This window comes from Nocardia sp. CC227C (assembly GCF_030767025.1).
Classification (GTDB): Bacteria; Actinomycetota; Actinomycetes; order Mycobacteriales; family Mycobacteriaceae; genus Nocardia.
In genome coordinates, this window is the sequence record NZ_JASITE010000025.1 from 1 (window position 1) to 23911 (window position 23911).

The 23911-nt window shown below is 70.0% G+C and carries 16 protein-coding genes and 1 pseudogene; 9 read left to right on the plus strand and 8 right to left on the minus strand.

Features of this window, described 5'->3' with window-relative positions:
- Positions 1–1157 (minus strand): annotated as a pseudogene (locus tag QMO76_RS32505) (Fe-S oxidoreductase); the annotation flags it as partial.
- 384 nt (positions 1158–1541) lie between these two features.
- Here QMO76_RS32505 and QMO76_RS32510 point away from each other — a divergent pair.
- Positions 1542–2216, plus strand: coding sequence for a hypothetical protein (locus QMO76_RS32510; RefSeq protein WP_306365195.1), 675 nt, complete (start codon positions 1542–1544; stop codon positions 2214–2216).
- Positions 2217–2579: 363 nt separating this feature from the next.
- On the opposite strand, the gene QMO76_RS32515 is transcribed toward QMO76_RS32510, so the two are convergent.
- The 6 genes from QMO76_RS32515 to QMO76_RS32540 all read right to left on the minus strand — a co-directional run bounded on the left by QMO76_RS32515 (position 2580) and on the right by QMO76_RS32540 (position 12808).
- Positions 2580–3422: an NRDE family protein gene (locus tag QMO76_RS32515; protein ID WP_306365196.1), complete on the minus strand. Its 843-nt coding sequence runs from the start codon at positions 3420–3422 to the stop codon at positions 2580–2582.
- Positions 3423–3589: 167 nt separating this feature from the next.
- Positions 3590–4915 carry a S1 family peptidase gene (locus QMO76_RS32520; protein WP_306365197.1) on the minus strand — a complete coding sequence of 442 codons (1326 nt, stop codon included), beginning with the start codon at positions 4913–4915 and terminating at the stop codon, positions 3590–3592.
- A 112-nt stretch (positions 4916–5027) separates the two neighbouring features.
- Positions 5028–6392 carry a S1 family peptidase gene (locus QMO76_RS32525; protein WP_306365198.1) on the minus strand — a complete coding sequence of 455 codons (1365 nt, stop codon included), beginning with the start codon at positions 6390–6392 and terminating at the stop codon, positions 5028–5030.
- Between the two features lie 105 nt (positions 6393–6497).
- Positions 6498–7622 carry a hypothetical protein gene (locus QMO76_RS32530; protein ID WP_306365199.1) on the minus strand — a complete coding sequence of 375 codons (1125 nt, stop codon included), beginning with the start codon at positions 7620–7622 and terminating at the stop codon, positions 6498–6500.
- A gap of 50 nt (positions 7623–7672) precedes the next feature.
- On the minus strand, positions 7673–10936 hold the full coding sequence (locus QMO76_RS32535; protein ID WP_306365200.1) for a LuxR C-terminal-related transcriptional regulator: 3264 nt from the start codon (positions 10934–10936) through the stop codon (positions 7673–7675).
- A 12-nt stretch (positions 10937–10948) separates the two neighbouring features.
- A complete protein-coding gene (locus QMO76_RS32540; protein WP_306365201.1) occupies positions 10949–12808 on the minus strand; it encodes an Hsp70 family protein in 1860 nt (619 codons plus the stop codon).
- A 363-nt stretch (positions 12809–13171) separates the two neighbouring features.
- On the opposite strand from QMO76_RS32540, the gene QMO76_RS32545 reads away from it, so the two are divergent.
- From QMO76_RS32545 to QMO76_RS32565, 5 genes are all read left to right on the plus strand, one after another.
- Positions 13172–15037, plus strand: a complete 1866-nt coding sequence (locus QMO76_RS32545) for an IniB N-terminal domain-containing protein (protein ID WP_306365202.1) — start codon at positions 13172–13174, stop codon at positions 15035–15037.
- Between the two features lie 15 nt (positions 15038–15052).
- Positions 15053–16927, plus strand: coding sequence for a dynamin family protein (locus tag QMO76_RS32550; protein WP_306365203.1), 1875 nt, complete (start codon positions 15053–15055; stop codon positions 16925–16927).
- 225 nt (positions 16928–17152) lie between these two features.
- A complete protein-coding gene (locus QMO76_RS32555; protein WP_306365204.1) occupies positions 17153–18847 on the plus strand; it encodes a dynamin family protein in 1695 nt (564 codons plus the stop codon).
- A 392-nt stretch (positions 18848–19239) separates the two neighbouring features.
- Positions 19240–19545, plus strand: coding sequence for a hypothetical protein (locus QMO76_RS32560; protein ID WP_306365205.1), 306 nt, complete (start codon positions 19240–19242; stop codon positions 19543–19545).
- A 261-nt stretch (positions 19546–19806) separates the two neighbouring features.
- Positions 19807–20451, plus strand: a complete 645-nt coding sequence (locus QMO76_RS32565) for an endonuclease (protein WP_306365206.1) — start codon at positions 19807–19809, stop codon at positions 20449–20451.
- A 27-nt stretch (positions 20452–20478) separates the two neighbouring features.
- Here the strand turns inward: QMO76_RS32565 and QMO76_RS32570 are convergent, their stop codons facing one another.
- Positions 20479–20808, minus strand: coding sequence for a hypothetical protein (locus tag QMO76_RS32570; RefSeq protein WP_306365207.1), 330 nt, complete (start codon positions 20806–20808; stop codon positions 20479–20481).
- A gap of 175 nt (positions 20809–20983) precedes the next feature.
- On the opposite strand from QMO76_RS32570, the gene QMO76_RS32575 reads away from it, so the two are divergent.
- The 3 genes from QMO76_RS32575 to grpE all read left to right on the plus strand — a co-directional run bounded on the left by QMO76_RS32575 (position 20984) and on the right by grpE (position 23906).
- On the plus strand, positions 20984–21205 hold the full coding sequence (locus QMO76_RS32575) for a hypothetical protein (protein WP_306365208.1): 222 nt from the start codon (positions 20984–20986) through the stop codon (positions 21203–21205).
- A 248-nt stretch (positions 21206–21453) separates the two neighbouring features.
- Complete coding sequence (gene dnaK, locus QMO76_RS32580) at positions 21454–23292, plus strand: molecular chaperone DnaK (protein WP_306365209.1); 1839 nt, start codon at positions 21454–21456, stop codon at positions 23290–23292.
- The gene (grpE, locus tag QMO76_RS32585) at positions 23289–23906 is read left to right on the plus strand and encodes a nucleotide exchange factor GrpE (RefSeq protein ID WP_306365210.1); all 618 of its coding nucleotides are present in this window, start codon (positions 23289–23291) and stop codon (positions 23904–23906) included. The genes dnaK and grpE overlap by 4 nt, the downstream gene beginning before the upstream one ends.
- Positions 23907–23911 lie beyond the last annotated feature (5 nt).

Sequence of the window (23911 nt, forward strand, 5' to 3'; positions counted from 1 at the left end):
TGTACGTCCTCGCCGCCGACCAGCGGCCGCTCGGCCTCGGCGCGCGCGGCCTCGGAGATCTTGGCGAGCTTGGCCTCGTCCGGCTTGCCCTCGGCGTCGACCAAGCCGATCTCGTCGCCGCCCATATCTTTGCGGCCGCCCGCGAGCAGGTACGGCGCCTTGGCGTAGCCGTGGTCGCGCAGCGACATGATCAGCAGCTTGGGGGAGAGAGGCTTGCCGGTGTTCCAGGCCGGGCACTGTGACTGGCAGCGACCGCATTCGGTACAGGTGGTGACGTCGAGGATGCCCTTCCAGCTGAGGTCCTCGAACTTGCCGACGCCGAAGGTGTCGTTGTCGGGATCGGCGGTCTCCATATCGATGGCCAAGCCGGCGGACATCATGGGCTTGGCCGCGCCCAGGGCGACGTCGCCGTCGTCCTCACGCTTGAAGTAGATGTTCGGGAAGGCGGCGAACCGGTGCCAGGCCACGCCCCACGTCAGGTTGCGGCCGACCAGCAGCAGGAAGAGGCTGCCGGACATCAGCTTCACGAACGCGAACATGGAGATCATGACCGGGCTGGCGGGCAGCAGTTCGGCGACCCGCATGGTGAAGAAGTCGGTGGCCGGGTTCGCGTGTCCGTAGGTCGCGATCTTGCCCGCCTTGACGAAGACCATGCCCAGACCCTCGAGCAGGACGATGGCCTCGATGGTGTACGCCGGGCCGAACTTCGAACCGCTGAAGCGCGACAGCCGCTCCGGCATGCGCGGGTGGTTCAGCTGGCGAATGACGATCAGCGTGATGATGCCGACGACGGTGCCGATGCCGAGGATCTCGTCCCACAGGTGGTAGATCGCCCAGTTGCCGAAGATCGGCCAGTGGAATTCGGGGTTGAACGTTTGTCCGTACGCCTCGAAGAAGAGGATGAAACCGCCGAGGAAGCCGATCATCACCAGCCAGTGCGCCCAGCCGACGGTGCGGAATTTGTTCATCCGCGTGTGGGCCAGGAACTCGATGAGCATCTGTTTGAAGCGCGGGAAGAACGGCCGCCAGCGATCGGGTGCGGGCTGGCCGACCATGACGGTGCGTGCGATTCTCGCCACACCGCCGACGAACGACGCCCAACACAAAAGACTGAGCGTCGCTCCGATCGCGCCCAGCGTCACTGTCAGGGCATTCATGTCGCGACCTTTCTTCGGGCTACGAGCCTGCGCGGGGTTGGCCTGCTCCAACTCCGGTGTGCACGTATCTTAACGAACAGTAAGTTACCCGCCGGTAACTTATCCGTCCAGAGCTTTCCCGCACTGTAAATCGCGACAAATCCGGAGCCCAACCAAGGGTCGGCTAACTTGCACAGCTCACAAGCGCCGCCGGGAAACGAATGTCGCATATCACCACCTGTTGGACTAAGCTCACGCTGTCCGTTGTGCTGTGCGCATCTTCACACTGCTCGGGGAGGTTCTCGCTGACATTCGCGCCCCACGCGCGAACGTGTCACGAGGGAAGCGTGAGCTCTCGCGGTGACGATGCGGCAGCGGAGACCTGATGATCGATTGGATAACCGAATGAAGTTTCGCGGCACCATTGCGGCGGCTGCCCTGGCGATCGGCGCACTGACCGCCGGTTCCACCGTCGCGCATGCCGAAGAGGCGCCCGCGCCCCAGGATGTGAGCTACTCCGTCAAGCTCGTCGACAAGACCATTGTCGCCACGCTGAAGAACGGCACGTTCGAGCTCACCGAGGTCGCGGTCGAGGGTGGGGAACCCGAAGACAAGCAAACGGTGGTGAACGTCAAGGACACCCAGGGCGCCACCCTGATCGCCTTCCCGCTCGCCTTCGATGTCGCCGGGTCCGAGGTCGAGGTGAAGTCGAAGCTCGAGAACGAGGACTCGGTGCTCGAGGTCGTTCCGGAGGCCCCGGCCGACTTCCAGCCCGGCACCCAGCCGCTCGCCGTGCAGCCCATCGCGTCGCCGATGGAGGATCAGCGCGCGATGAACAGCTTCTCGAGCCAGTTCGGCATGGCCACCGCCATCGGCGGCTTCGTCGGCACTGCCATCGGGGCCATCATCGGCTGCATCGTGACCATCCCGGCCATGTGCGTTCCCGGCCTGGTCGCGGGCGCGGGCATCGGCGGCATTCTCGGCACCATCGCGGTGGGCGGGCCGACCCTGATCGCTGCGGGCCTGGAGCTCATCCAGACCCTGCAGGCGCCCCCGGGCACCACCAAGTGGGCCAACTGACCTACGACACACCGTGATGCGTACGGCCCCGCCTCCACAAGGAGGCGGGGCCGTACGCGTATCACACCTGCCGTGCGGTCGAACGCCCAGAACAGACGAAACCCCTCATGATCTGCGGAGGTCGCAAACCATGAGGGGTACTCCCCGTGGTCGGGTTGAGGCTACGCGCCCCAGTTGCAGGAACCCGCGGCGTTGCCCGCCGAAATGGTGCACATGGACTGAATGAGCTTGAGCAGCATTCCGGCGACACCGGTATCGCCTGCGATGAAGAGCATGAGGTACCTCGAAAGTTCGTGTGTGCAAATGGCTCTGACGCGTGCAGCGCCAGCAATTCGGTACCTTACCTAGAATTCGTGTTTTCGCCTAGTTCGCATCGAGACCGATGCGGCCGCTGTAACTCCGTGTGCCCCGTTCGCGGCCGAAGCGGCCGAAGCTGCGTTCGACCATGTCGAAGCCACCGTCCTCGCGCACCAGCAGCACCGTGCTGCTCCGGGTGCCGTGCAGGGTGTGGGCGATGAAACGGGCGGAGGCGGTGCGTTCCATGCGGCGGCTCAGACCGGTGTCGGGGAGTTCGGTGTCGAGGGCGCGGGTGCGGTCGGCCAGCACCCGGAGATACCCCTCGATATCTCCGGGTGCGGACTCGACCACCGCGCGCAGTGCCCGCACACCGTCGCGGACCTTGGGCCAGGCGGGTTGGTCGGTGCCGGTGCGGATGTGGTGGGAATCGGGTCCGGTCGAACCCACCACCGCGCCATTGGAGATGCCGTGGAAGCCGGGGGCGAGTTCCCGGGGCGCGGACGCGCTGCGGTTGCTGTGCCACCACAGTGTCTCCAGATCCGAAACCACCAGGTTGTAGCCGTTGTAGTCGTCCGGCTCGGCGGCCAGCGTGCGCACCGTCTTCTCCGGATCGGTCGCGCCGCGCAGGAAATCGAGCAGCAGCGCGCCGCGGGAACGGGCATCGGCGCGATTCTCACCGGGCCGCCGCACATTCGTCACCGTCGCGAACCGCCGTGTCCCCGGGGCCACGCCGAGCCAGGTGCCGGGGATCGCACCCCCGGCGCCGAGGTCGCGGCCCGCCAGCAGTTCCGGGTCCTCCGGCCACCACCGCAGCGCTTCGGTTGCCCGCGTGTAGAACTCGTCCCGATTCGCGGCCACGATCAACCGGTACTCCGGATGCGCCCGCCACCCGACCAATACCAAACACATAACCCCAGCATGCCGCACGACGACTGGCCGGGCATACCGCCCGACCGGGCAGATGCGCCCCGGGGCACCGCCTCTGCGCTGCCACCGGTCGGCAGCGGCATCGCCCTCGCCAGGTACGCGAAAGGCCGGTAGCGCAAGAGCTACCGGCCTTTTCGAGGGTGTGGAGATCAGGTGCGGACGCGCAGCCCCGGGTTGTCGGAGAGGACGACACTCACCGGCTGGGCGAACAGCTGCGGGGTGTTGCCGGTCAGCAGGCCGATCAGGTTGGGGATCTCGCAGATCGGGTAGTCGGCGACCGAGGAGGCCGAGGAGATGCCAAGGGCCAGGGTGCCGGTGACGATCGGACCGCCGGAATCACCCGGGAGGGCGCAGATATTGGCGGAGAAGCTCTGCGTGAGCTGTCGGTCGCCGACCTGCACCACCTGGTCGATCGCGTTCACCACGCCGCAGCTGAAGCCGGTGCGCGATCCGGACTTGCAGACCGGGGCGCCGACGACCGGAATCGCCACGCCCGTGACGGCGATCGGGTTGTTGCCCGGAACCCGCACCAGGTTGTTGTCGAAACGATCCCGCACCCGATCGTCGACGGACAGGATCGAGTAGTCCTGGTTGCCCAGCACCGACTTCTGGAAGGTGCCCAGCTTCGCGCCCGGGTTGTCGCCCGGCAGCAGCTCGTACGCGCCGGGCGAGTTCGCGCCGCCGGTGGCCGGGATGTTCGGGTTGCAGTGGCCCGCGGTGATGTTCACGGTCCGGCCCGCGCTGTCGGTGCCGTTGAAGCCCAGCGAGCAGCGCAGCGACATGCGGCCCGCCACCGAGGCGTAGCCGTCACCGGCGGCCAGCGGTCCGCCCGTGGCGTCGGCGATCTCCCCGGCCGTGCGCACATCGGCCTCTTCACCCGACACCGGCGGCGCGGGCATCACGATGACGCGCGCCGGATCCACGAAGCTCGGCAGCGGCAGGTCGGAGGTGTCCGCCCGCACCGCGATGCTGTTGTTCACGGTGTCGATGGCCACGCCGCGCACCAGCTTCGACACCGCCTCCGGCTGCTCGTCCAGCCAGCGCTGGAAGGCGTTCTTCTCGCCGCGCAGCACGGATTCGCTCTTGGCCACGTCGCGCACCTCGAAGCCCGCGTCGGTGGCGGCCTGGCGGGCGGCGTCGAAGTTCTCGCCCTGCGCCAGCGCGACGACGCCCTGCCCGACCTCGTTGAGCCAGGCGCCGCCGAACACCTGCGGGAACTGCCGCTGCGCGGTGGTGGCGAACGCCGCCACCTGCTGGGCCAGTTCGGCGCGATCCAGGTACTCCTGCGGAGAGATCCTCAGGTCACGCTGGACGGCGTTGATCAGTTCCTGCGGCAGGTTCGCCGCCGGTTCCGCATGGGCACTCGCCGCCAGGGGCCCGGCTGTCAGCAGCGCGGTGGCCGCGATCGCTGCAGTACGGACGAGGGCGCGCGGTCGGCCCGCGGCAGGCGAAAAACGCATACGTGGCAGGAGCATGAGCCGACTATATGGTGTCGAGCCCGTTATGCCTACTTATCTCGGGGTGACGTTTCGGTATTCCGCAGGCTAACGAGCGGCGTGTCGGCTTCAAGATCACAGCGTGTCGCATTCACCCGACGTGCGAGCGGGTGCGCACCTGGATGCCACTGCCCAGTCCGCCGCCGGAATTGGCGTCGATATCGGCCAGAATGGAGCGGATCGGAATGCCCAGGGTGGCTGTTCCACCGTACTGCGCCAGCGCCGTGTTGGCCTCGTTGCAGTTCGGCGCGTCGGCGGCATTCGAACCACTGGTGATACCCAGGGCCAGCGTGCCGGAGACGATGGCGCCACCGGAGTCACCGCCCAGCGTGCACGCGCTGCTGGCGAAGCCACGAATGATCTTGGAGTCGCCCTCGGCGGTGTAGAGCTGCGTCTCCACCCGGTCGGCCACCACGAAACCGCAAGTGAACGTGGAGGATTGGCCCGACTTGCAGACCGGCGCGCCGACGATCGGATCCGCCACTCCGGTGATGGTGAGCGTGGTGCCGTTCGAGCCGCGCACCGACGGCTGGTCCATGCCGTTGCGCACGGCCGCGTCGTTCAGCTTGATGACCGAGTAGTCGAGCGAGCTGCGCCCGCCCAGCTGCGAACTCACGAAGGTGCCGACCTGCGGGCTGGCCGCCAGATCCCGCACGTTCGGCAGGTACACATCGGCCTGCTGATCGGCCTTGCCGAAATTCGGATTGCAGTGTCCGGCAGTGATGTTGAGGGCATTGCCGCCCGCGTCGGTGGCGTTGAAGCCGAAGGAGCACACGTCCACGCTCTGCAGCGAGGTGTCGCCCAGCGAGGTCGGGGCGCTGATATAGGTGTCGCCGCCCATGGGACGACGCTCCACCGGACCGCCGCTGCCCGGGGAGAGAATCACTTTGATATTCGCGATGAGCGTCGGCAGATTCAGCAGGTGGCCGACCGGGGTATTGGCGACCGACAGCACCAGCTGGCTGTTGAGGAAGTCGATGGCCACCGAATTGATGGCCGAGGACAGATCCATGGGCAGTTCGGCGATCCACGAATTCAGCTGGCCCATGGCGAATTCCAGATTGTCCGCGCTGACCGGGGCCAACCGGGTCTGATACCCGGCATCGGCCGCGGTCTTGGCGGCGTCGACCGAGGTGACCGCCACGACGGGTTTGCCGTCCTGGCCGAGCCACGCGCCCGCGTATTCCTTCGGCCGCTCGGTCCGGAAATCCCGTGCGTAGTCCCGCAATTCCTGGGCGCGCGCCGAGCGATCCAGATACTCGGCCGGTGTCATACCGAGGTCACGCTGAATGGCCTGCGCCAGTTCCGGGGGCAACTGGTCGGCCGTGATCCGCGGCGATACCGCCTCATCGGCGAGCGCGGGTGCCGCAGCGAACAGGGGGCCGACTAGAACGGTCGAGGTGAAAGCGATGGTGGCTGCTCGAACCGCGGCGCGACGCGCCAAGAACTTGCGCATGGAGTCCCTTCATAGTGCACCAGCAGACCGCGAAGCCCCATGGTGAGGGTTACACCGGTCAGCGCATCACTTTATGCCATAGCGCACAGAAGGTCGCCACTTGTATCAGTTCTCGTCCCGCAGCCAGGGATCGTTGAAAATGGGCGGCGGCGGGATCTCCAGTGTGGGCAGCTCCGGCGGTCGGTAGATATACGGCGGCACCCGGGTGGTGGTCGACGGGCGTGTCGTGGTGGAACTCGGCGGCGGCTCGGTGGTGGTGGGCGGCGGTTCCGGCGTCGGGGGCGGAGGCGGCTCGGGTTCCGTTGTCGGCGTGGGCGCTTCGACGGCGGGCGGTGGGGCGGGGAGCGGGGACTCCTCGGCCGGTGTCGGTTCCGGCGGCACCGCGCCGGCGGTGGCGAAGGGTTCCGACCGCACCTCGCCGCGCGGTGGGCCCGGCTTCTCCTCGTCCGGACGCAACATCGCGGCGACACCCAGGCCACCCAGGAGCAAACCGACCAGGGCAGCCGCCACGGCGATCAGCAGCGGTCCGCGATTGCGGGCGGGCGGCTCCGGGGCCTGCTCCTCGGACTCCGCGTCCACGGCCGGCTCGGTGGTGGTGGACGCGGGAATGGCGACCGAGTACGCCTGCGCGGGCGGGTCCGGCACCGGAATGGTGGGCAGCACCTCGGTGACGTCGGAGTAGTTCTCGGTGACCGTGGGATCGGGCGGGGTGACACCCGCCGGGGTGGAGAGGACGGCGGCGAGGGCGGCTCGCGCGGCCTGGTAGGCGAAGGATTTACCGGTGTCGGAGTCGGGCGTGGGTAGGTCGCGCTCGCTGACCAACACCACCGATTTCAAGCCCAGATAGTCCAGCGCTTCGCGGACGGCGCGGACGTTCTCCTCCGGCCAGGCGGTCGGGTGGGTGGCGTAGAACTCCGCGGGACCCTCGAGATATTCGGCGGTCAGGTTGATCAGGCAGAACGCGGCGGTGGCCCACAGATCCTCGGCGCGATACGCCTCACCGTCGTCGACCGGGATGCCCGCCGGGTCGCCGACGGCCGCGGCGAATCCGCCGATGGAGTGCGTATGGCCTTCCGGCTGCTCTCCGCCCAGTTCGGCGTCACCGTCGTCGGACATGTGCAAGCGCGACTCGCGGACGATGTAGTGCACCGGGAGGGTGGCATCGTCCCCGGTCACGATCGCGGCGACGCATTCGTCGTCCGCGATCCGCAGGCCCACCCCAGTGGCCATCCTCGTTACCTCACTCGGTGCGTGCGGGTCTGGCGTCCGCGCCCCGAGGCTCACACGAGTAGGGATCCGTGGCCCATGGCGCGGAGCATTGACAATAACTCCGATCGCGACCCGGCACCGATTCGACGTCGTATCCGCGCCACATGGTGCTCCACCGTCTTGGCCGAGATGTAGAGGCGAGCACCGATCTCGCGGTAGGTGAGACCGAGCAGGACCAGTTCGGCCACCTCGCGTTCCCGCTCGCTGAGCACGGCGTTCGGCACCGGGTCGGGGCGCGGGGCCGGAGCGGCGGGCACCGGGCGGAAGGGCTGTTCCGGCGGCCGGGACTGCACCCGGACGGTCCGGGCCAATTTCAGCAGGGCCGTCGCGGTGGCGGAGTCGTCGGCCGTCAGCGCCGCCTCACTGGCGAGCCGGGCGGCGTCCCAACTGAGACCCAGGCCCGCGAGCCGCCGCACCGCGGCCTCCACGGGGACGCGCTCCACCTGGCCGCGCAACACCAGCACCCAGGTGCGGCCCGCGTCGGCCAGGGCTGCGGCCTGGGGGTCGCCCGCCTCCGCGGCCGCCTTCAGCCGGTGCGCGTGCGGCAGCAGCCGGTCGGGGCGCTCATGCGCGATGGCGGCCTGGATGGCGTACCAGTGAAAGGAGTTCGCCCAGGCGGGCGGGTCGCCGAGGCGGCGCAGCAGCCGCCGGGCGTCGTCGACCAGCGCGGCCACCCGGCTCTCGTCCCGCAACCGGATTCCGGCCAGCCACAGTTCGCCGATCGGCAGCAGGGTCAACAGGTCCGCGCCCACCTCGTCGAACAGCGGTGCGGCGGACTGCCAGGCCAGGGTGAGCGCGCTGTGGTCGCCGCCGCGCCGCGCCAGGCCCACGATCACCGCGTGGGCCAGCAGCCGGTCCCGGGGGTCGAGCGCGGCGATATCGAGCTGGTCGACCGCCTCGGCCGCCGCCCGCTCGTCCCCGCCCAGCATTGCCACCCACGCCGCCAGCACCCGCCGCTGTGGATCGGTCGTGCCGCCGCGCAGCGCATCGGCCGCCCGCCGGGGCTCCCCGATGCTCAGGCACAGCAGGGTGGCGATGGACACCGCCGAACAGGGCAGGAACCGATCCCCGCCCGCCTCGGAGGGCGCGAGACCGGAGTGCGCCGCGTGGATGAGCGCCGACGCCGCGGCCATCGCCGCCGCACGCCGTGCGTCGGCGTGCACCTGCGGGAAACCCAGGGCCGCGGTCTCCGATCCGGCGAGGTCCGCGGGTTCGGTGCGGGCATACCCGGATGCCCCGGGCGGCCGAACCGGTGCCGCGGGCGCGCCGCCTGCCGAGGAGCCCCGCGGTGACCCGCCGCCGGTGGCATCCGGCCACCCGGCAACCGTGGGCGGTGTGCTGGGCTGTGCGGTCGTGAACGGTCCGACGGTCCGTGTGGTCTCGGCGGCTGCGGCAGCCCGCCCGGGTGCCGCGGTGGTTCCGGCGTCGAGGAACGATCGTGTCACGGTGCTGCCCGGCGGTGCCTCGGCGGGCCCGGCCCGCTCCGGCGTCGCGGGGGCGCGGTCGTTGGTTGCGGACACGGAGCCCGTGCTCGATACCGGGCGTGCGGTCATCGCGTCGCCGCCGCTCGTGGAGTGTGTGCGCACGGACCCCGCGCCGGACACGGTGCCAGCGGAGGTGGCGCCAGCGGACAGTGACCCGCCATCGGAGTGCCGTCGTGTCGAATCGTCGTGGAGATGCGCTGCTGCCCGGTCGGATTCGGTGGCAGGCGAGCGCCGGGCTGCGTGGCGGTCCGCCGCCGTCGCATCCCCGGGCGACACCGAACTCTCGGGGAGGGCCGCCGCCGGGGATGCTCCGGCCTCTGGATCGCCGTGGGAATCGCGTGCCGGTCGCGTCGCGACCCGCGAGGCGGGCGGGCCGGGTTCGACCGATTTCGCCAGGGCCGTGGCGATGGTCGCGGCGCGGGCGGTGGCCGCGGTGGGGGGCCAGCGGTCGGCGGAGGCGGAGAGGGCGCGGGCCACGGCCGGGTCGCCCGCGAGGTAGAGCACCGTCGCGCCGACGGCCCAGTCCGCGCCGATGCGGTGCGGGCCGAGCCAGGTGTAGAGCTGGGCGGCGCGGGAGATGAGGCCGCGGCGGCTCCAGACCCCCGCGCAGATGCGCACGGCGGCGGCCAGTTCCGCGGGCGCGATACCGTCACGGGCCAGCGCGGGTTCGGCCAGCCGCAGGGCGGTGTCGTGGTCGCCGGCGCGGGCGGCGGCATCGGCCCAGCGCACGGCGATGGTGTCCGGATCGGCTCCGGCCGCCGCGACGGCCGCGTAGTAGCGCGTCGCCTCGTCGCCCGCCTTATCGGCCGCGGCGCAGAGGAATTCGGCGAGCCGCGGATCGCGCACCCCGGATTCGGCCAGCAGCAGCGCGGTGTGGTCGCGCAGCAGCCCGGCGTCCAGGCGGGCCCGGAGCAGGCCGCGCTGCACCCCCAGGAAGCGGCGGTCGCCGACCAGCGTGCGCAGCGGGGTCACGGCGGGAGCCAGCAGCAGATCCGCGTCGGTGATGAGGGCGCTGGCGCGGGCGCGGTCCACGAGATCCTGTGCGGTCCCGAGCTTCACCTCCAGCACCTCGGCGAGTTCGCTGGCGTCCAGGCCCGCGCCGATGGCCGCCACCACCAGGGTGTCGAGCAGTTCCGGATCGGTGTCGTCGAGCCGGGCGCGCGCCCACGCCGTGACGGCGCCGTCCACCGCGCCCATGCCGGCGTCCAGGCGGGTCGCGCAGGCGGCGGTCAGGGCCGCCACCACGCCGCCGTGGATGCCACCGGTCTGGCGGTGGATGTGCTGGGCGATGCCGCGCGGCACCATCATGCCGAGTTCCCTTGCGAAAGGCGCGATCTCGGCCACCGTGAGGGCGCGCAGGTCGACGACGCGGCCGCGCCGCGACACCAGATCGGTGAGTGCGCGCAGGCGGGCGTCGTGCGGACGTGGGCGGGTGGCGATGACCACCGTGCGATGCCCCGATTCCGCTGCGGCGCACAGGGATTCGAAAGCCGAATCGGACAGCGTGTGCGCATCGTCCACGACGAGGGCGGTGCGGACGGTCCGGACCGATCCGGGATGGGTTGCGGCGGCGGGCGACCCGCCGCCCCGGCCGTCGTTCGGATTGTCCGACGGGATGGTGCCCCGCGTCCGCAGCCGATTGCGGATCGCCGCCAGCAGCATGGACTTCCCGGTGCCCGAGCGGCCCCGGATCAGGTACAGCAGGGGAATGGATTCCTCGGAATCCAGTTCCCGGAACAGATCTCGCGTGCAGGGCAGCGAGTCGAGCGCTATGGGTACGTTTCCGGCCACGACAATCAACCCCTAGCCGCCCGTGTTGGGGAGGATTTGCTTCGGCGCGTCCAGCACCGAGCCGACGGTGTCGTCCACCCCATCGATGACCTCCGGCAGGATGGGGACGGAGGGCGCCTGCGGCGGCTGTGGCGCGGGCTGCGGCTGTGTGGTCGGCTGTGGCGCGGGTTGCGGTGCGGGCTCGGGCTGCGGCTGCGGCGCGGGCGCGCCGGGCTCCGGCGCGGGGGACTGCGCGGGCGCGGTGCCGGGCGCGGGCGACGGGGCACCGGCCGCGGGCGACGGGGTTCCCGCCGTGGCGACCTGCTGCGCGGTGGCGGGCGCACCGGGCGTATGCGGTTGCCCCGGTACTCCGGGCGCGTTCGTGAGGGCGGGCGCTTCCGGGCTGCCCGGAGCACCCTCGAGCCGGCCCGCCTCGGATACGGCGGGGTCCGCCGCCACACTCGTCGACGGCTGTCCGGGTGTGGAGGTGGAGGACGGGCCGGACTGCATACCGGTGCCGATCGCGAGCGTGCCGGTGGCGAGTGCGGCGACCGCCAGGGTGGCGACGCCGATCACCGCCAAGCGCTTCCGATTGCGTGGAGCCGGGTCCGGTTCGGTCTCCGGCAGCGTGGGCGTCGCCGCCGCGGCACCGACGGACGCACCGCCGCGGCCCCGCGCGGACGGGTGCTCGTCGTCGAGCGGCGGCTCGGTGTGCGCCATATCCGCGTCGACCGGCGGCTGCGCGCCGTGCGGGTGGTGCTCGTCGTACGCATCGCGCCCCGGATCCGCTCCGGTCGCCGGGGTCGTGCCACCCGCACCGCGCGCACCGGGTGGCGGCGCGTCGCCCGCGCGCACCGGATTCGAGTCGAAGGCGATGGCGGTGGTATCGCCGTCGCCGCCCGGTCGGATGGCGCGGTGCACCGGCGCGGTGGGCGCGGTGAGGACCGGGTGGGGTTCGGTCGCGGTGGTGTCGGCGAGCAGGTCGGCGGCCAGCAGGGCCGCCCCGTGGGCGCTGATGTGCGCCGGGTCGGCCGCCGCGGCCACCGGGATGCCGAATTCGGTGGAGATCAGTTCGGTGACGAGCGGAATGGCCGCACCACCGCCGGTGAGCAGGACGCCGTCCAGTTCGGTGACCCGCACTCCGGCGCGCCGCACCGCCTCGCGCAGCAGGTCCATCGATCCGAGCAGGGGGCCGCGCAGCAGTTCTTCCAGCTCGTCGCGCACCAGCCGCACGTCCATGCCGAACGCGGGCAGCCGGACCGGCACCACCGCCGCCGTCTTTTTGGAAAGCTCTTCCTTCGCAATTCTGCAGCGGCCGCGCAGCGCCGCCAATTCTTGTTCGACGATCGGGTCGAACGGATCGAAATCGTTTTCCCCCACCGCATTAGCCAGAACGTAACGCATGGCCAGCAGATCGAATTCCGTACCCGCCACCATGGTCGAGTGCACCGGTTCTCCGAGTAGACCCGACAGCGGACCGGTACGCACCACCGAAATGGTCAAACCGGTTGCGCCGAGATCATATACGGCCATCGCGCCGTCGTGCTCGGTTCCGTGCACCTCGCGCAGCCACCGCATGGCCGCCGTCGGCTCCGGCACCAATGCCACGCCGTCCAGTCCGGTGGCGTCGAGCGCGGACCGCTGCACCTCCACGGTGTGCTGCGTCCACCAGGCCGGATAGCAGGCGACCGTGGCCGCCGTGGAGCCGGTGTCGGCCACCGCGCGCTGCACCGCGCCAGCGACGAGATCAGCCGCGCGAACAGCGGTTCCGTCCCCGATGCGGATGGCCACGGGATCCCCGACTCGGGCCAGAATGCTCTCCGTGACCTCCGCCGCCGAGCCGAGCAGACTTGGACGGGCGTGTAGTTCGCGTTGTCCCCCCGAAGTCGTCACGGCGACTGTGTGCAGCGACCCGACCGTAATGCCGAGCGCCTGACCCTGACTCATTCGAGAACCCCTGTTCTACAAACACACCCTGCCCGGTGTGCCGTTTCGAAAGTCGATCAGTCCGATATGTACTAAGGCTTGGGTTGTGGCCCGGGGGCCACATGTGAGCTGTCGGTTGCTGGGGGTTCGTCGTTACCGCTTGCGGGGTGGGTACGGGGAAATTCCCCTAATCCCCACCCCGCCCCCAATGGTTCGGGGTCCGGCAACAGGGGAGTTCACCCCGTTCCGGAGTAACGCGTGAGCTTCCTAGCGTGAAAGGCAATTCGACAACCGCGGGCCGCAGGGGTCCGCCGAAGGAGGCGATTTGCCATGAGTCCCAATGCGATTCTCGAGTTCATCCTCAGCCTGCTGCGGGACAGCGAGGCTGCCGCCGCCTACTGCGCCAATCCCGGACAGGCGCTGGTGGACGCCGGGTTGGCGGCGGTGACGCCGGAGGATATCGCCGCGGTCGCCCCCATGGTCGCGGAATCGGCGCTGGTGGCGGGTGGTTCGGCACTGTCGGCCATTGTCGCCGCGGGCGGATTGGAGACCGCGGCGGCCGGTGCGGTCAACGGAGTGGTGAACGGCGGGGCGTCGATCGGCGCGGCGGCGGCGGGGACGACCGGAGTCGCGGCCGCCGCCACCGCCGCCACCGCGGCCGAGGTGAATCTCGGCGGCCAGGCCGAAACCGGCATCGACCTGGGCCTGGATGCCGGTCTGGGTGCGGCGGCCGATCTCGCCGCCGATCTCTCCACCGCCGTGGGCGGCGGTGCGGACCTGAGTGCCGGACTCCAGGGCGCGGTCGACGCCGCCACCCAGGTGGGCGCGGCGGTCGACGCCGGACTCGGCGGACTCGTGAACGCGGGCGGCCAGCTGGGCGCGGGCCTCGACGGCGCCCTCGGCGCGGCCACCGATCTCGGCGGCCAGCTCGGCGCGGGCCTGGAGACCGGACTGAACGGCGCGATCGACGCGGCCGCCGGACTGGGTACGCAGGTGAGCACCGATCTCGGCGCGGGTCTCTCCGCCGGTCTGGGTGGCGCCGTGGCCGCCGGCGCCGAGGTCGGAGCCGATCTGGGCGCGGGCCTCGACGCGGCGCTCGACGGCGTCGTGGATGCCGGTACCCAGGTCGGCGGTGGTCTGGAGACCGGGCTCGCCACGGGTGTCGACGGCGTTCTCGATGCCGGTGCCGAGGTGGGCGGTGGTCTGGAAGCCGGGCTGGCCACCGGTGTCGGCGGTGTCGTGGACGCCGGGACGCAACTGGGCGGCGGCCTCGAGTCCGGGCTGTCGGGTGCGGTGGATACCGGCGCCCAAGTGGGCGCGGATCTCGGTGGCGCGTTGGACGGCGCGGTGACCGCCGGATCTGGCCTCGCCGCCGGTGTGGGCGGTGCCGTCGACGGCGCGCTGGACGCCGGAGCTGAACTGGGTGGTGGGCTGGAGACCGGTTTGTCGACCGGCATCGGCGGTGCCGTCGATGCGGGCACGCAGCTGGGCGCGGGCGTCGAAGGCGCGGTGGACGGCGCGGTGGGTGCCGGTGCGGAACTCGGTAGCGGGTTGGAGACCGGGCTGTCGACCGGTGTCGGCGGTGCGGTGGATGCGGGTGCGCAGCTGGGTGGCGGCCTCGAGTCCGGGTTGTCGGGTGCGGTGGATGCCGGGACGCAGGCGGGTGCGGATCTCGGTGGCGCGGTGGGCGGTGCCGTCGACGCCGGAGCCGGTCTCGGCGCCGGTGCGGGCGCTGCCGTCGACGGCGCGGTGGGCGCCGGTGCGGAGCTCGGCAGCGGATTGGAGGCCGGGCTGTCGACCGGTGTCGGCGGTGCCGTGGATGCGGGTGCGGAGCTCGGCAGTGGGCTGGAGGCCGGGCTGTCGACCGGTGTCGGCGGTGCGGTGGATGCCGGTGCGCAGGCGGGTGCGGAACTCGGTGGGACGGTCGGCGGGGCCGTGGACACCGGGGCGCAGGTCGGTGGTGGTGTCGACGCCGCGCTGGGGGCGGAGTCGGGACTGGATGCCGGTGTGAGCTCGAATCCCTGGGCGGGACTGGATGTTTCACAGGCGTTCGGAGCCGGGGTGCAAGGCGGCGGTGCGGGCGACCTCACCGGCGGCACCGAGACCTCGCTGTTCGGGGACGCGGGCCTCGGCGGTGGGGCCGAGGTGGGCGGCGTCGCCGGTGGCGGCATCGTCGACGACATCATGCACTCGTGATTCGGAGGTAAGGCTGTGACGGGAACCGTGGTGGCTCGGCCGCTGCTGTCGATACTGGGTGACACCATCGCGGTCGCGCGTGCGGCCGAACGGGGCGACCTGGTAGGGCGATTGGAGACTGTCGCCCAGCGGATCCGCGATCCGCGACGGCGCATCGTGGTGGCCGGGTTGGGCAATCAGGGCAAGAGCCAGTTCGTGAACGCGCTGCTCAACCTGAATGTCTGTGCGGTGGGCGACGATACGACCACCACCGCCACGGTAACCCTGGCCCACGGCCGGGAGTCCCGCGCCGCCGCCGTGCTGGCCGGGCCCGGTGGTGGGGAAGCCGAATCCACCCGTGTCCCCGTGCCTTTCGAGAATCTGGGCGCGATCGAACCTGCCGTGCGGGCGCGACCGGTGCTGCGGGTGGAGGTGGAAGCCGCCAATCCGCTGCTCGCCGACGGCATCGTGGTCGTGGACACCCCCGGCCTCGGTGCGCACGGAAATCCCGGCGCGGCAGGCGTTTACGCCACCATCCCGGGCGCCGACGCGGTGTTGCTGCTCAGCGACGCCTCCACCGAGCTCACCGTGCCGGAGGTGGAATTCCTGCGGCAGGTGCGGGAACTGAGCCCCGCCGTGGCGGTACTGCTCACCAAGATCGACCTGTATCCGCACTGGAGGCAGGTCCACGACGCGAATCAGCGGCACCTCGAGACTGCGGGACTCGAGGTGCCGCTGATTCCCGTCTCCGCCGTCCTGCGCACCCACGCCATGCGGCTGCGCGACGAACAGCTGGGCCGCGAATCCGGTTTCGGGCAGGTGTTCCAGTTCCTGCGCGACCAGGTCGTGGCCCGGGATCAGGCCGCCACCCGCCAGGCGGTCGGCGTCGACATCGGTTCGGCGGCCGAACATCTGGCGCTGACGCTGAGCAGCGAACTGGTGGCGCTGCGCGATCCCGAACGCGGAGCCGCCGCCATCGTGGAACTGCGTTCGGCCAAGGCGGCCGCCGAGCGGCTGCGCCGAAACACCGCCGCGTGGCAGCAGACCCTCGCCGACGGCATCACCGATCTGGCCGGGGACATCGACCACGATCTGCGCAACCGGCTGCGCGACATCGCGCGCGAGGGCGAGGAGTGGATCGACGCCAATGATCCCGGGCGGCACTGGGACACCATCGAAGAGTGGCTGACCGGCACCGTGGGCACGGCGGTCGGTGACAATCTGCTGTGGACGCGCACCCGCGCCATCCGGCTGGCCGAACGGATCGCCGGACACTTCGCCGAACTCGGCGCGGTGGACCTGCCGGAGCTGGCGAACAGCCTGGACCCCGACGGTTCCCGCGTCGGCTCCTGCACCCTCGCCGATCTGGAACCCGATCTCGGCCTCACGCACAAACTGCTGGTGGGGGTGCGCGGCTCCTACGGCGGCGTGGTGATGGTCGGGCTGGCGGGCACCCTGGCCGGGATGGCGATCATCAACCCGCTCTCCATCGGTGCGGGAGTCATCCTGGGCGGCAAGGCGTTCCGGGACGACAAACAGGCCCGGCTGGCCAAGCGCCGGGTCGAGGCCAAGGCCGCCGTGCGCCGTTACGTCGACGATGTGGCGTTCCACTCCGGCAAGGAGACCAAGGACCGGCTGCACCGCATCCACCGCCTGCTGCGCGACCACTTCACCGGCGTCGCCGACCGCTCGCTGCGCTCCCTGGACGAATCCCTGCGCGCCGCCGAGGAAGCCGCCTCGCTGGAAACGTCCCGTCGCACCGAACGCGCCGTCGAACTCGAGCGCCAACTCCGCGTCGTGGCCGAATTGCGCCGCCACGCCGACGCGCTGCTCTCGCTCGAGGCACGCCCGGCCGCCTCGGCGCTTCCTCCTTCCGCCCCCGGCGGCCCGCCCGCCCTGCCGACGTCGTAACCGCGACGACCCGACTCGGCATATGCGTGACCGCGGCGGCTCGACTCTGCGTGTGCGGTGCCGCCGAACCGGCGGAGTTCCACGACGGCTCGGTCCGCCGCGGTCGGGCGTCACCCTCCCGAACGGGTCGGGTCGGCGGCTTCGCGCGGCCGGGCGTCCCTGCCGTGTGTTCGGCGGGGCATGGGTAGTCGCGAGCGGACCGGCGGGTCCCGCTACCGTGTGTGAATGGTTTTCGATGCCCCGGGTGCAGTGGCCGGGATCGTGCCCGAGGCGCGGCGGTTGATCGATGTGGCGCGGCAGGCGTATGCGGGGCAGGCGCGGGTGAGCGCGCTGCTCGCCGACTGCGCGCGCCGCCTGGACGAACCGCTGCGGGTGGCGTTGGCGGGTCAGCTCAAGGCCGGTAAGTCGACACTGTTGAACGCGTTGGTCGGGCAGGACATCGCGCCCACAGACGCGACCGAGTGCACCCGGCTGGTCACCTGGTATCGGCACGGTCCGACGCCGCGGGTGACCGCCTTCGCACGCGACGGGGCGCACGCCGACGTGGGCGTGCGCCGCGATCGCGGGGCCGACGGGTTGGCCACGCCGCACGGGTTGCACTTCGACCTGTCGGCGCTGCGGTGGAACGCGTCCGGTCCGCGCGAGGTGGACCACCTCGACGTGCAGTGGCCCTCGGAGGAGTTGGCGCGCACCACGATCATCGACTCGCCCGGCATCTCCTCCATGTCGCGGGAGGTGTCGGCGCGCACGGCGCGTCTGCTCACCCCGGCCGCCGATTCGGCCGGTGTGGTGCTGCCCGGCGCGGATGCCGTGGTCTACCTGCTGCGCCGCCTGGACGCCGCGGATGTGAGCTTCCTCGAGAGCATCGGCGCGGGCACCGGATCCGGCCGGGCCGCCGATCGGGGCGGACGTGGGCCCGGCTACGCCGACACCGGCGGAGGGCCGTCCGGTATCGGTGCATCCGGGCCTGGAGCCGTGGCCGCGGGTTCCGCCGACACCGCTCCGCTCGGCGCGATCGGCGTGGTGTCGCGTGCGGACGAGATCGGCGCGGGCCGCATCGACGCTCTGCACTCCGCCCGCGAGGTGGCGTCCCGGTTCGCCGCGGAACTCGAACGCACCGGACTGTGCCAGTCCGTGGTTCCGGTGGCGGGGCTGCTGGCCTTCGCCGCCGCCACCCTGCGCCAGCGCGAGTACGCGGCGTTCGAGGCGCTGGCGACGGTGCCGACCGAGGAACTCACCGCGGCCCTGCTGTCGGCGGACCGCTTCGCCCGTCCCGACCTGCCGCTCCCGGTGCCGCCGGAGCTGCGCGCACACCTGGTGGCCCGTTTCGGACTGTTCGGAATCCGCCTGTCCGTCACCCTGATTCGGCTGGGCGTGCGCGACTCCGCGAGCCTGGCGGCCGAACTCACCGACCGCAGTGGGCTCGACGAACTGCGTTCCGTGCTGGATGTGCAATTCGCCCAGCGCGCCGAGGAATTGAAGGCACACTCCGCGCTCACCGCGCTGGCCCGCATTCTGGCCGCCTACCCGGGCACCTCCGCCGACGCGCTGCTCCCGCGCGTCCGCACGTTGCTCGCCGATGTGCACGGTTTCGCGGAGCTGCGCCTGCTCGGCCGTCTCCGCTCCGACGAGCTGCCGCTGCCGGAAACCGATATCGCCGAATTGCAGCGCCTCATCGGCGGTTCCGGTGTGGCCCCCCATCTGCGTCTCGGCCTGCCCGCCGATACCGATCTCACCACCCAGCGCGAACACGCCCTGGCGGCCGTGCGCAAATGGCGATCGCGCGCCGGTCATCCGCTGGCCGATCAGGCCACGGCGACGGCCTGCCTCACCGCCGCCCGCAGCGCCGAGGGCCTGCTCGACGTCCTCAACGATCCACCGACAACCCCGCTCGCCCGCATTCCCCGCCACCGCGCGTAACCCGGGGCGATCGCATTCCGGCAGGCTCGGCGCACCAGTGTGGAAAGCCGCTGACGGGGTGCTGGCGTTCCCGACTGACCGACCGGAAGATCTCCCACCTGTGGAGATACTCCGTGCCCGAAGCGCGGAACTCACCGAGGAGAATGCCGATGGCACCCATGGTGCGATTGCAGTCAGCCGACACGGATTGTATTCAACGATCATGAACGATGCCTCGGAAATGAACCGCTGATCCGTTGCCTCAGATAACTCGGGAGGAATTCAACACCCGTTTGAGGCGCGCTCGGCGAGTAGTTGCTGAACTACAGTGGGCCGGACTCCCGTCTCATCTGGTCGTTTACGGGCGTCAGCCAGAAGCTGATGACGACAGTGGACTGGAGTTGATATCCGGTGTGGAGGTCATCGTCGACGATTTCGAGGATGGCGGCATCAGTGCCGTTTGGGTTACAGATCCCGGCCTCCACTACGCGTCCATGTTGCTCCCTTCCGAGCAGGTGCCGCCGGACACGGAGGCGCTACACCATGCCGCCCGGAATCTTGCCCGGCTGACTTTGCCCCTCCCACCGAGCATCGTCCATCACCGTGAAGTCACGCGGCATATGCAGCTCGCGATCCTCGGAGTTCTCGCCTCCGCAGGTTTGCCGGTCAGTATCGATACTTCCAGCGAAACCAGCTGTGTCCGTGTCGAAACGGTGTGATCAAGGATCACCATCCTGTTATCCCGGGCAACATCGGAGGTGGCCTGTGGCGACTCTGCTTCGGCCTGCGCAGAGCAGTTCTGGTCGGCGGCGAGGTGCCCAGCAGGGCGCGTAGCGGCTGGAACTGCGGCAGGCTGAATCGACAGGGTGGCTGACAGCTGTTCTGGCGTCCCATACCGCCACGGATTGCGGGGACACTGCCGTCAGGTGTGGATGTCGACGCGGCGGGTACGCGCAGGGTGTCGGAGAGGCAGGTGCGTCATGAAGCGACAGGACATTGTGCGGGCACTGTTGGATCGGGCGGGGACGAGTTATGCGGCCGAGGCCGGGATCCGGCTGGCCGACACCCCCGCGCCGCTGTTCCAGCTACTGATGCTGGCGCAGCTGCTCAGTACCCGGATCTCGGCCGATATCGCCGTCGCCGCCGCCCGCGAACTGGTCGGCAGCGGATACCGCACCCCGCAGCGGGTGGCCGATGCCGACTGGCAGGAACTCGTCGACGCGCTCGGCCGCGGCCACTATCGCCGCTACGACGAATCCACCGCCACCCGCCTCGGCGCGAACGCGGCGCTGCTCCTCGACCGCTACCACGGTGACCTGCGCCGACTCGCCGCGGAAGCCGGGCACGATCCGGGACGGCTGGCGAGCCTGCTGCAGCAGTTCCAGGGCATCGGCCCGGTCGGCGCGGAGATCTTCCTCCGCGAGGTCCAGGACACTTGGACCTGGGTCCGCCCCTACTTCGACGAGCGTGCCCGCCGGGGCGCGAGCCGCCTCGGCCTCCCGACCGACTCCACCGCCCTCGACCGCCTCAGCCCGCCCGGCCACGACGCCGACCTGGCGGCGGCCCTGGTCCGCGTCACCCTCGACCGCGATCTCGCCCGCGAGGTCCTGAGCACTGCCCGGTAACGCTCGACGGCGCCGAGTATTCCGCCCTCACCCCTCAGCGCGTGCTGCGTAAACCCAACGCACACCGTCACGCGGGGAAAGCATCGGTTGTTGCCGCACCTCGTAGACGATCCGAATGTTGACGTCATCGCCCACGAGCGTTGCCAGCTCGCCAGCGATTTCGGCCAGATCCTCCTGGTCGGCCGCCGTCACGGAGCTCAGTTGACAATGGACGGTTACGTCGTAGTTTTCGACCTGGACCCCCAGTGCAACCGCTCGTTCAGGAAGAAGGCCGAGCGCAGCGTGCGTCAACTGCGCCACGAGGTAGTTCTCCCAGACCGGTGCACTGTGCGGATCTTCAGGAGTAGGCAGCGTCATGGCTTCCCATTCGGGCTGGCGGGCACCAGGCTGACTGGCTCGCACGTCCTCGATGAGGACGTCCCTGATTTGTAGTACCTAGCACCTTAACAGGATCCATCGCGCGGTCGAAGCGCTGGTCCGTCATCGACCAGAACACTATTCGGCACCTATCGACGGTGGTAGGCCGCCGTCGGTGGACCTCGGCGTCATCGAACCGAAGGTTGTCCCCACCCCGAATCTGCTGACGGTGGAAGGCATCACGCACTTCCGTGACACCTACCGCGCCAAGTTCGGCGACAGCCGGGTCGACGAGCTCACCGCGCTGGGCCGGGCGCTGACCGAGGCTCCCGCTCGCCTGAACGAAGAGCGCGGCGTCATCAGCAACATATTCGTCGAGATGGACAACGCGATCTGAAGCTGACCCTCGCGGGTGAGGTGCTCGCGGTCCATCCGGCCGAGGACTGATCGAAAAAATTCTGCGTGCCCGGGGGAATAGATGACCTGGGATCCAGGTTGGTCCTGTTCGACAAGGTTGAGTGAGTTAGGCTCAAGTTAAATTTGCGCCCCGAGCGATACGGGGGCAGGATTGAGTCGACCACGCTCAGTGTTGCTGGGAGCCCATGCTCCCGCGCCAGGCAGGTACGTCAACTAGGAGGATTCACCATGGCTCGTGCGGTCGGTATCGACCTCGGGACCACGAACTCGGTCATCGCTGTTCTCGAAGGCGGTGAGCCGGTCGTCGTCGCCAATTCGGAAGGCTCGCGCACCACTCCGTCGATCGTCGCGTTCGCGAAGAACGGCGAGGTGCTCGTCGGTCAGCCCGCCAAGAACCAGGCGGTCACCAATGTCGATCGCACCATCCGGTCGGTCAAGCGCCACATGGGCGAGGACTGGACCGTCGAGATCGACGCCAAGAAGTACACCCCGCAGGAAATCTCCGCGCGCACGCTGATGAAGCTGAAGCGCGACGCCGAGTCCTACCTCGGTGAGGAGATCACCGACGCGGTCATCACCGTCCCCGCCTACTTCGAGGACGCGCAGCGCCAGGCCACCAAGGAGGCCGGTCAGATCGCGGGCCTGAACGTGCTCCGCATCGTCAACGAGCCGACGGCCGCCGCGCTGGCGTACGGCCTGGACAAGGGCGACAAGGAACAGACCATCCTGGTCTTCGACCTCGGTGGCGGCACCTTCGACGTCTCGCTGCTGGAAATCGGCGAGGGCGTCGTCGAGGTCCGCGCGACCTCCGGTGACAACCACCTCGGTGGTGACGACTGGGACGAGCGTATCGTGGGATGGCTGGTCGACAAGTTCAAGGGCACCTCGGGCATCGACCTGACCAAGGACAAGATGGCGATGCAGCGGCTGCGTGAGGCCGCCGAGAAGGCCAAGATCGAACTGTCGTCCTCGCAGTCGACCTCGATCAACCTGCCCTACATCACCGTGGACGCGGACAAGAACCCGCTGTTCCTCGACGAGCAGCTGACCCGTTCGGAGTTCCAGAAGATCACCTCGGATCTGCTGGACCGCACCCGCAAGCCGTTCCAGTCCGTGATCAAGGACGCCGGCATCTCCGTCGGCGACATCGACCACGTGGTGCTGGTCGGCGGTTCCACCCGCATGCCCGCCGTCTCCGAGCTGGTCAAGGAGCTGACCGGCGGCAAGGAGCCGAACAAGGGCGTGAACCCGGACGAGGTCGTCGCCATCGGCGCCGCCCTGCAGGCCGGTGTGCTCAAGGGTGAGGTCAAGGACGTCCTGCTGCTCGATGTGACCCCGCTGTCGCTGGGTATCGAGACCAAGGGCGGCGTGATGACCAAGCTCATCGAGCGCAACACCACCATTCCGACCAAGCGCTCGGAGACCTTCACCACGGCCGACGACAACCAGCCGTCGGTGCAGATCCAGGTGTTCCAGGGTGAGCGCGAGATCGCCTCGCACAACAAGCTGCTCGGCTCGTTCGAGCTGACCGGTATCCCGCCGGCCCCGCGCGGCGTGCCGCAGATCGAGGTCACCTTCGACATCGACGCCAACGGCATCGTCCACGTGACGGCCAAGGACAAGGGCACCGGCAAGGAGAACACGATCAAGATCCAGGACGGCTCCGGCCTGTCCAAGGAGGAGATCGACCGGATGGTCAAGGACGCCGAGGCGCACGCCGCCGAGGACAAGGCGCGGCGCGAGGAGGCGGAGACCCGCAACCAGGCCGAGTCGCTCGTCCACCAGACCGAGAAGTTCATCAAGGAGAACGAGGACAAGGTCCCCGCGGACGTCAAGTCCAAGGTCGAGGAGGCCATCTCCGAGGCCAAGGAGGCGCTGAAGGGCACCGACATCGCGGCCGTCAAGACCGCGGTGGAGAAGCTGGCGACCGAGTCGCAGGCGCTGGGCCAGGCCATCTACGAGGCCTCGGCCGCGGATGCCGCCCAGTCCGGAAACGGCCAGGGTGCGCCGGATTCCGATGACACCGTCGTTGACGCCGAGGTTGTCGAGGAGCCTGAGAAGAAGTGACGGACCACCCGGAGAAAGAGCCGATCGTCGACGATCCGGCCGCGGGTGAGGTGCTCGAGGCCGCGGCGGAGGAATCCGCCGCGGCCGCTGGGCCCGACGGCGCGACCGCGGCCAGCGCCGACGCGCTCGCCGACACCATCACCGCCGAGCTGGCCGAGCGCACCGCCGATCTACAGCGGCTGACCGCCGAGTACGCCAATTACCGGCGTCGCGTCGAACGCGACCGCAAGGCCACCATCGACTCCGCCAAGGCGGCGGTGGTCGCCGAACTGCTCGGCGTGCTCGACGATCTCGATCGAGCCCGCGCCCACGGTGACCTGGAGGCCGGACCGCTCAAGAGCGTCGCCGACAAGCTGGCCGACGCCCTGCAGAAGCAGGGCCTCGAGGAATTCGGTGCGGAGGGTGAGCCCTTCGACCCGACCCTGCACGAGGCCGTGCAGCACGAGGGCTCCGGCAGTGAGCCGGTGATCGGCATGGTTATGCGCAAGGGTTACCGGTTCGGCGAGCGGGTGCTGCGGCACGCGCTGGTCGGGGTGACCGACGGTCCGGCGAACGGCGCTGCGGCGCAGGCGGATCCGACGAACGCTGGCGCGGATGCCAGTAACAACGGGTAAGAAGC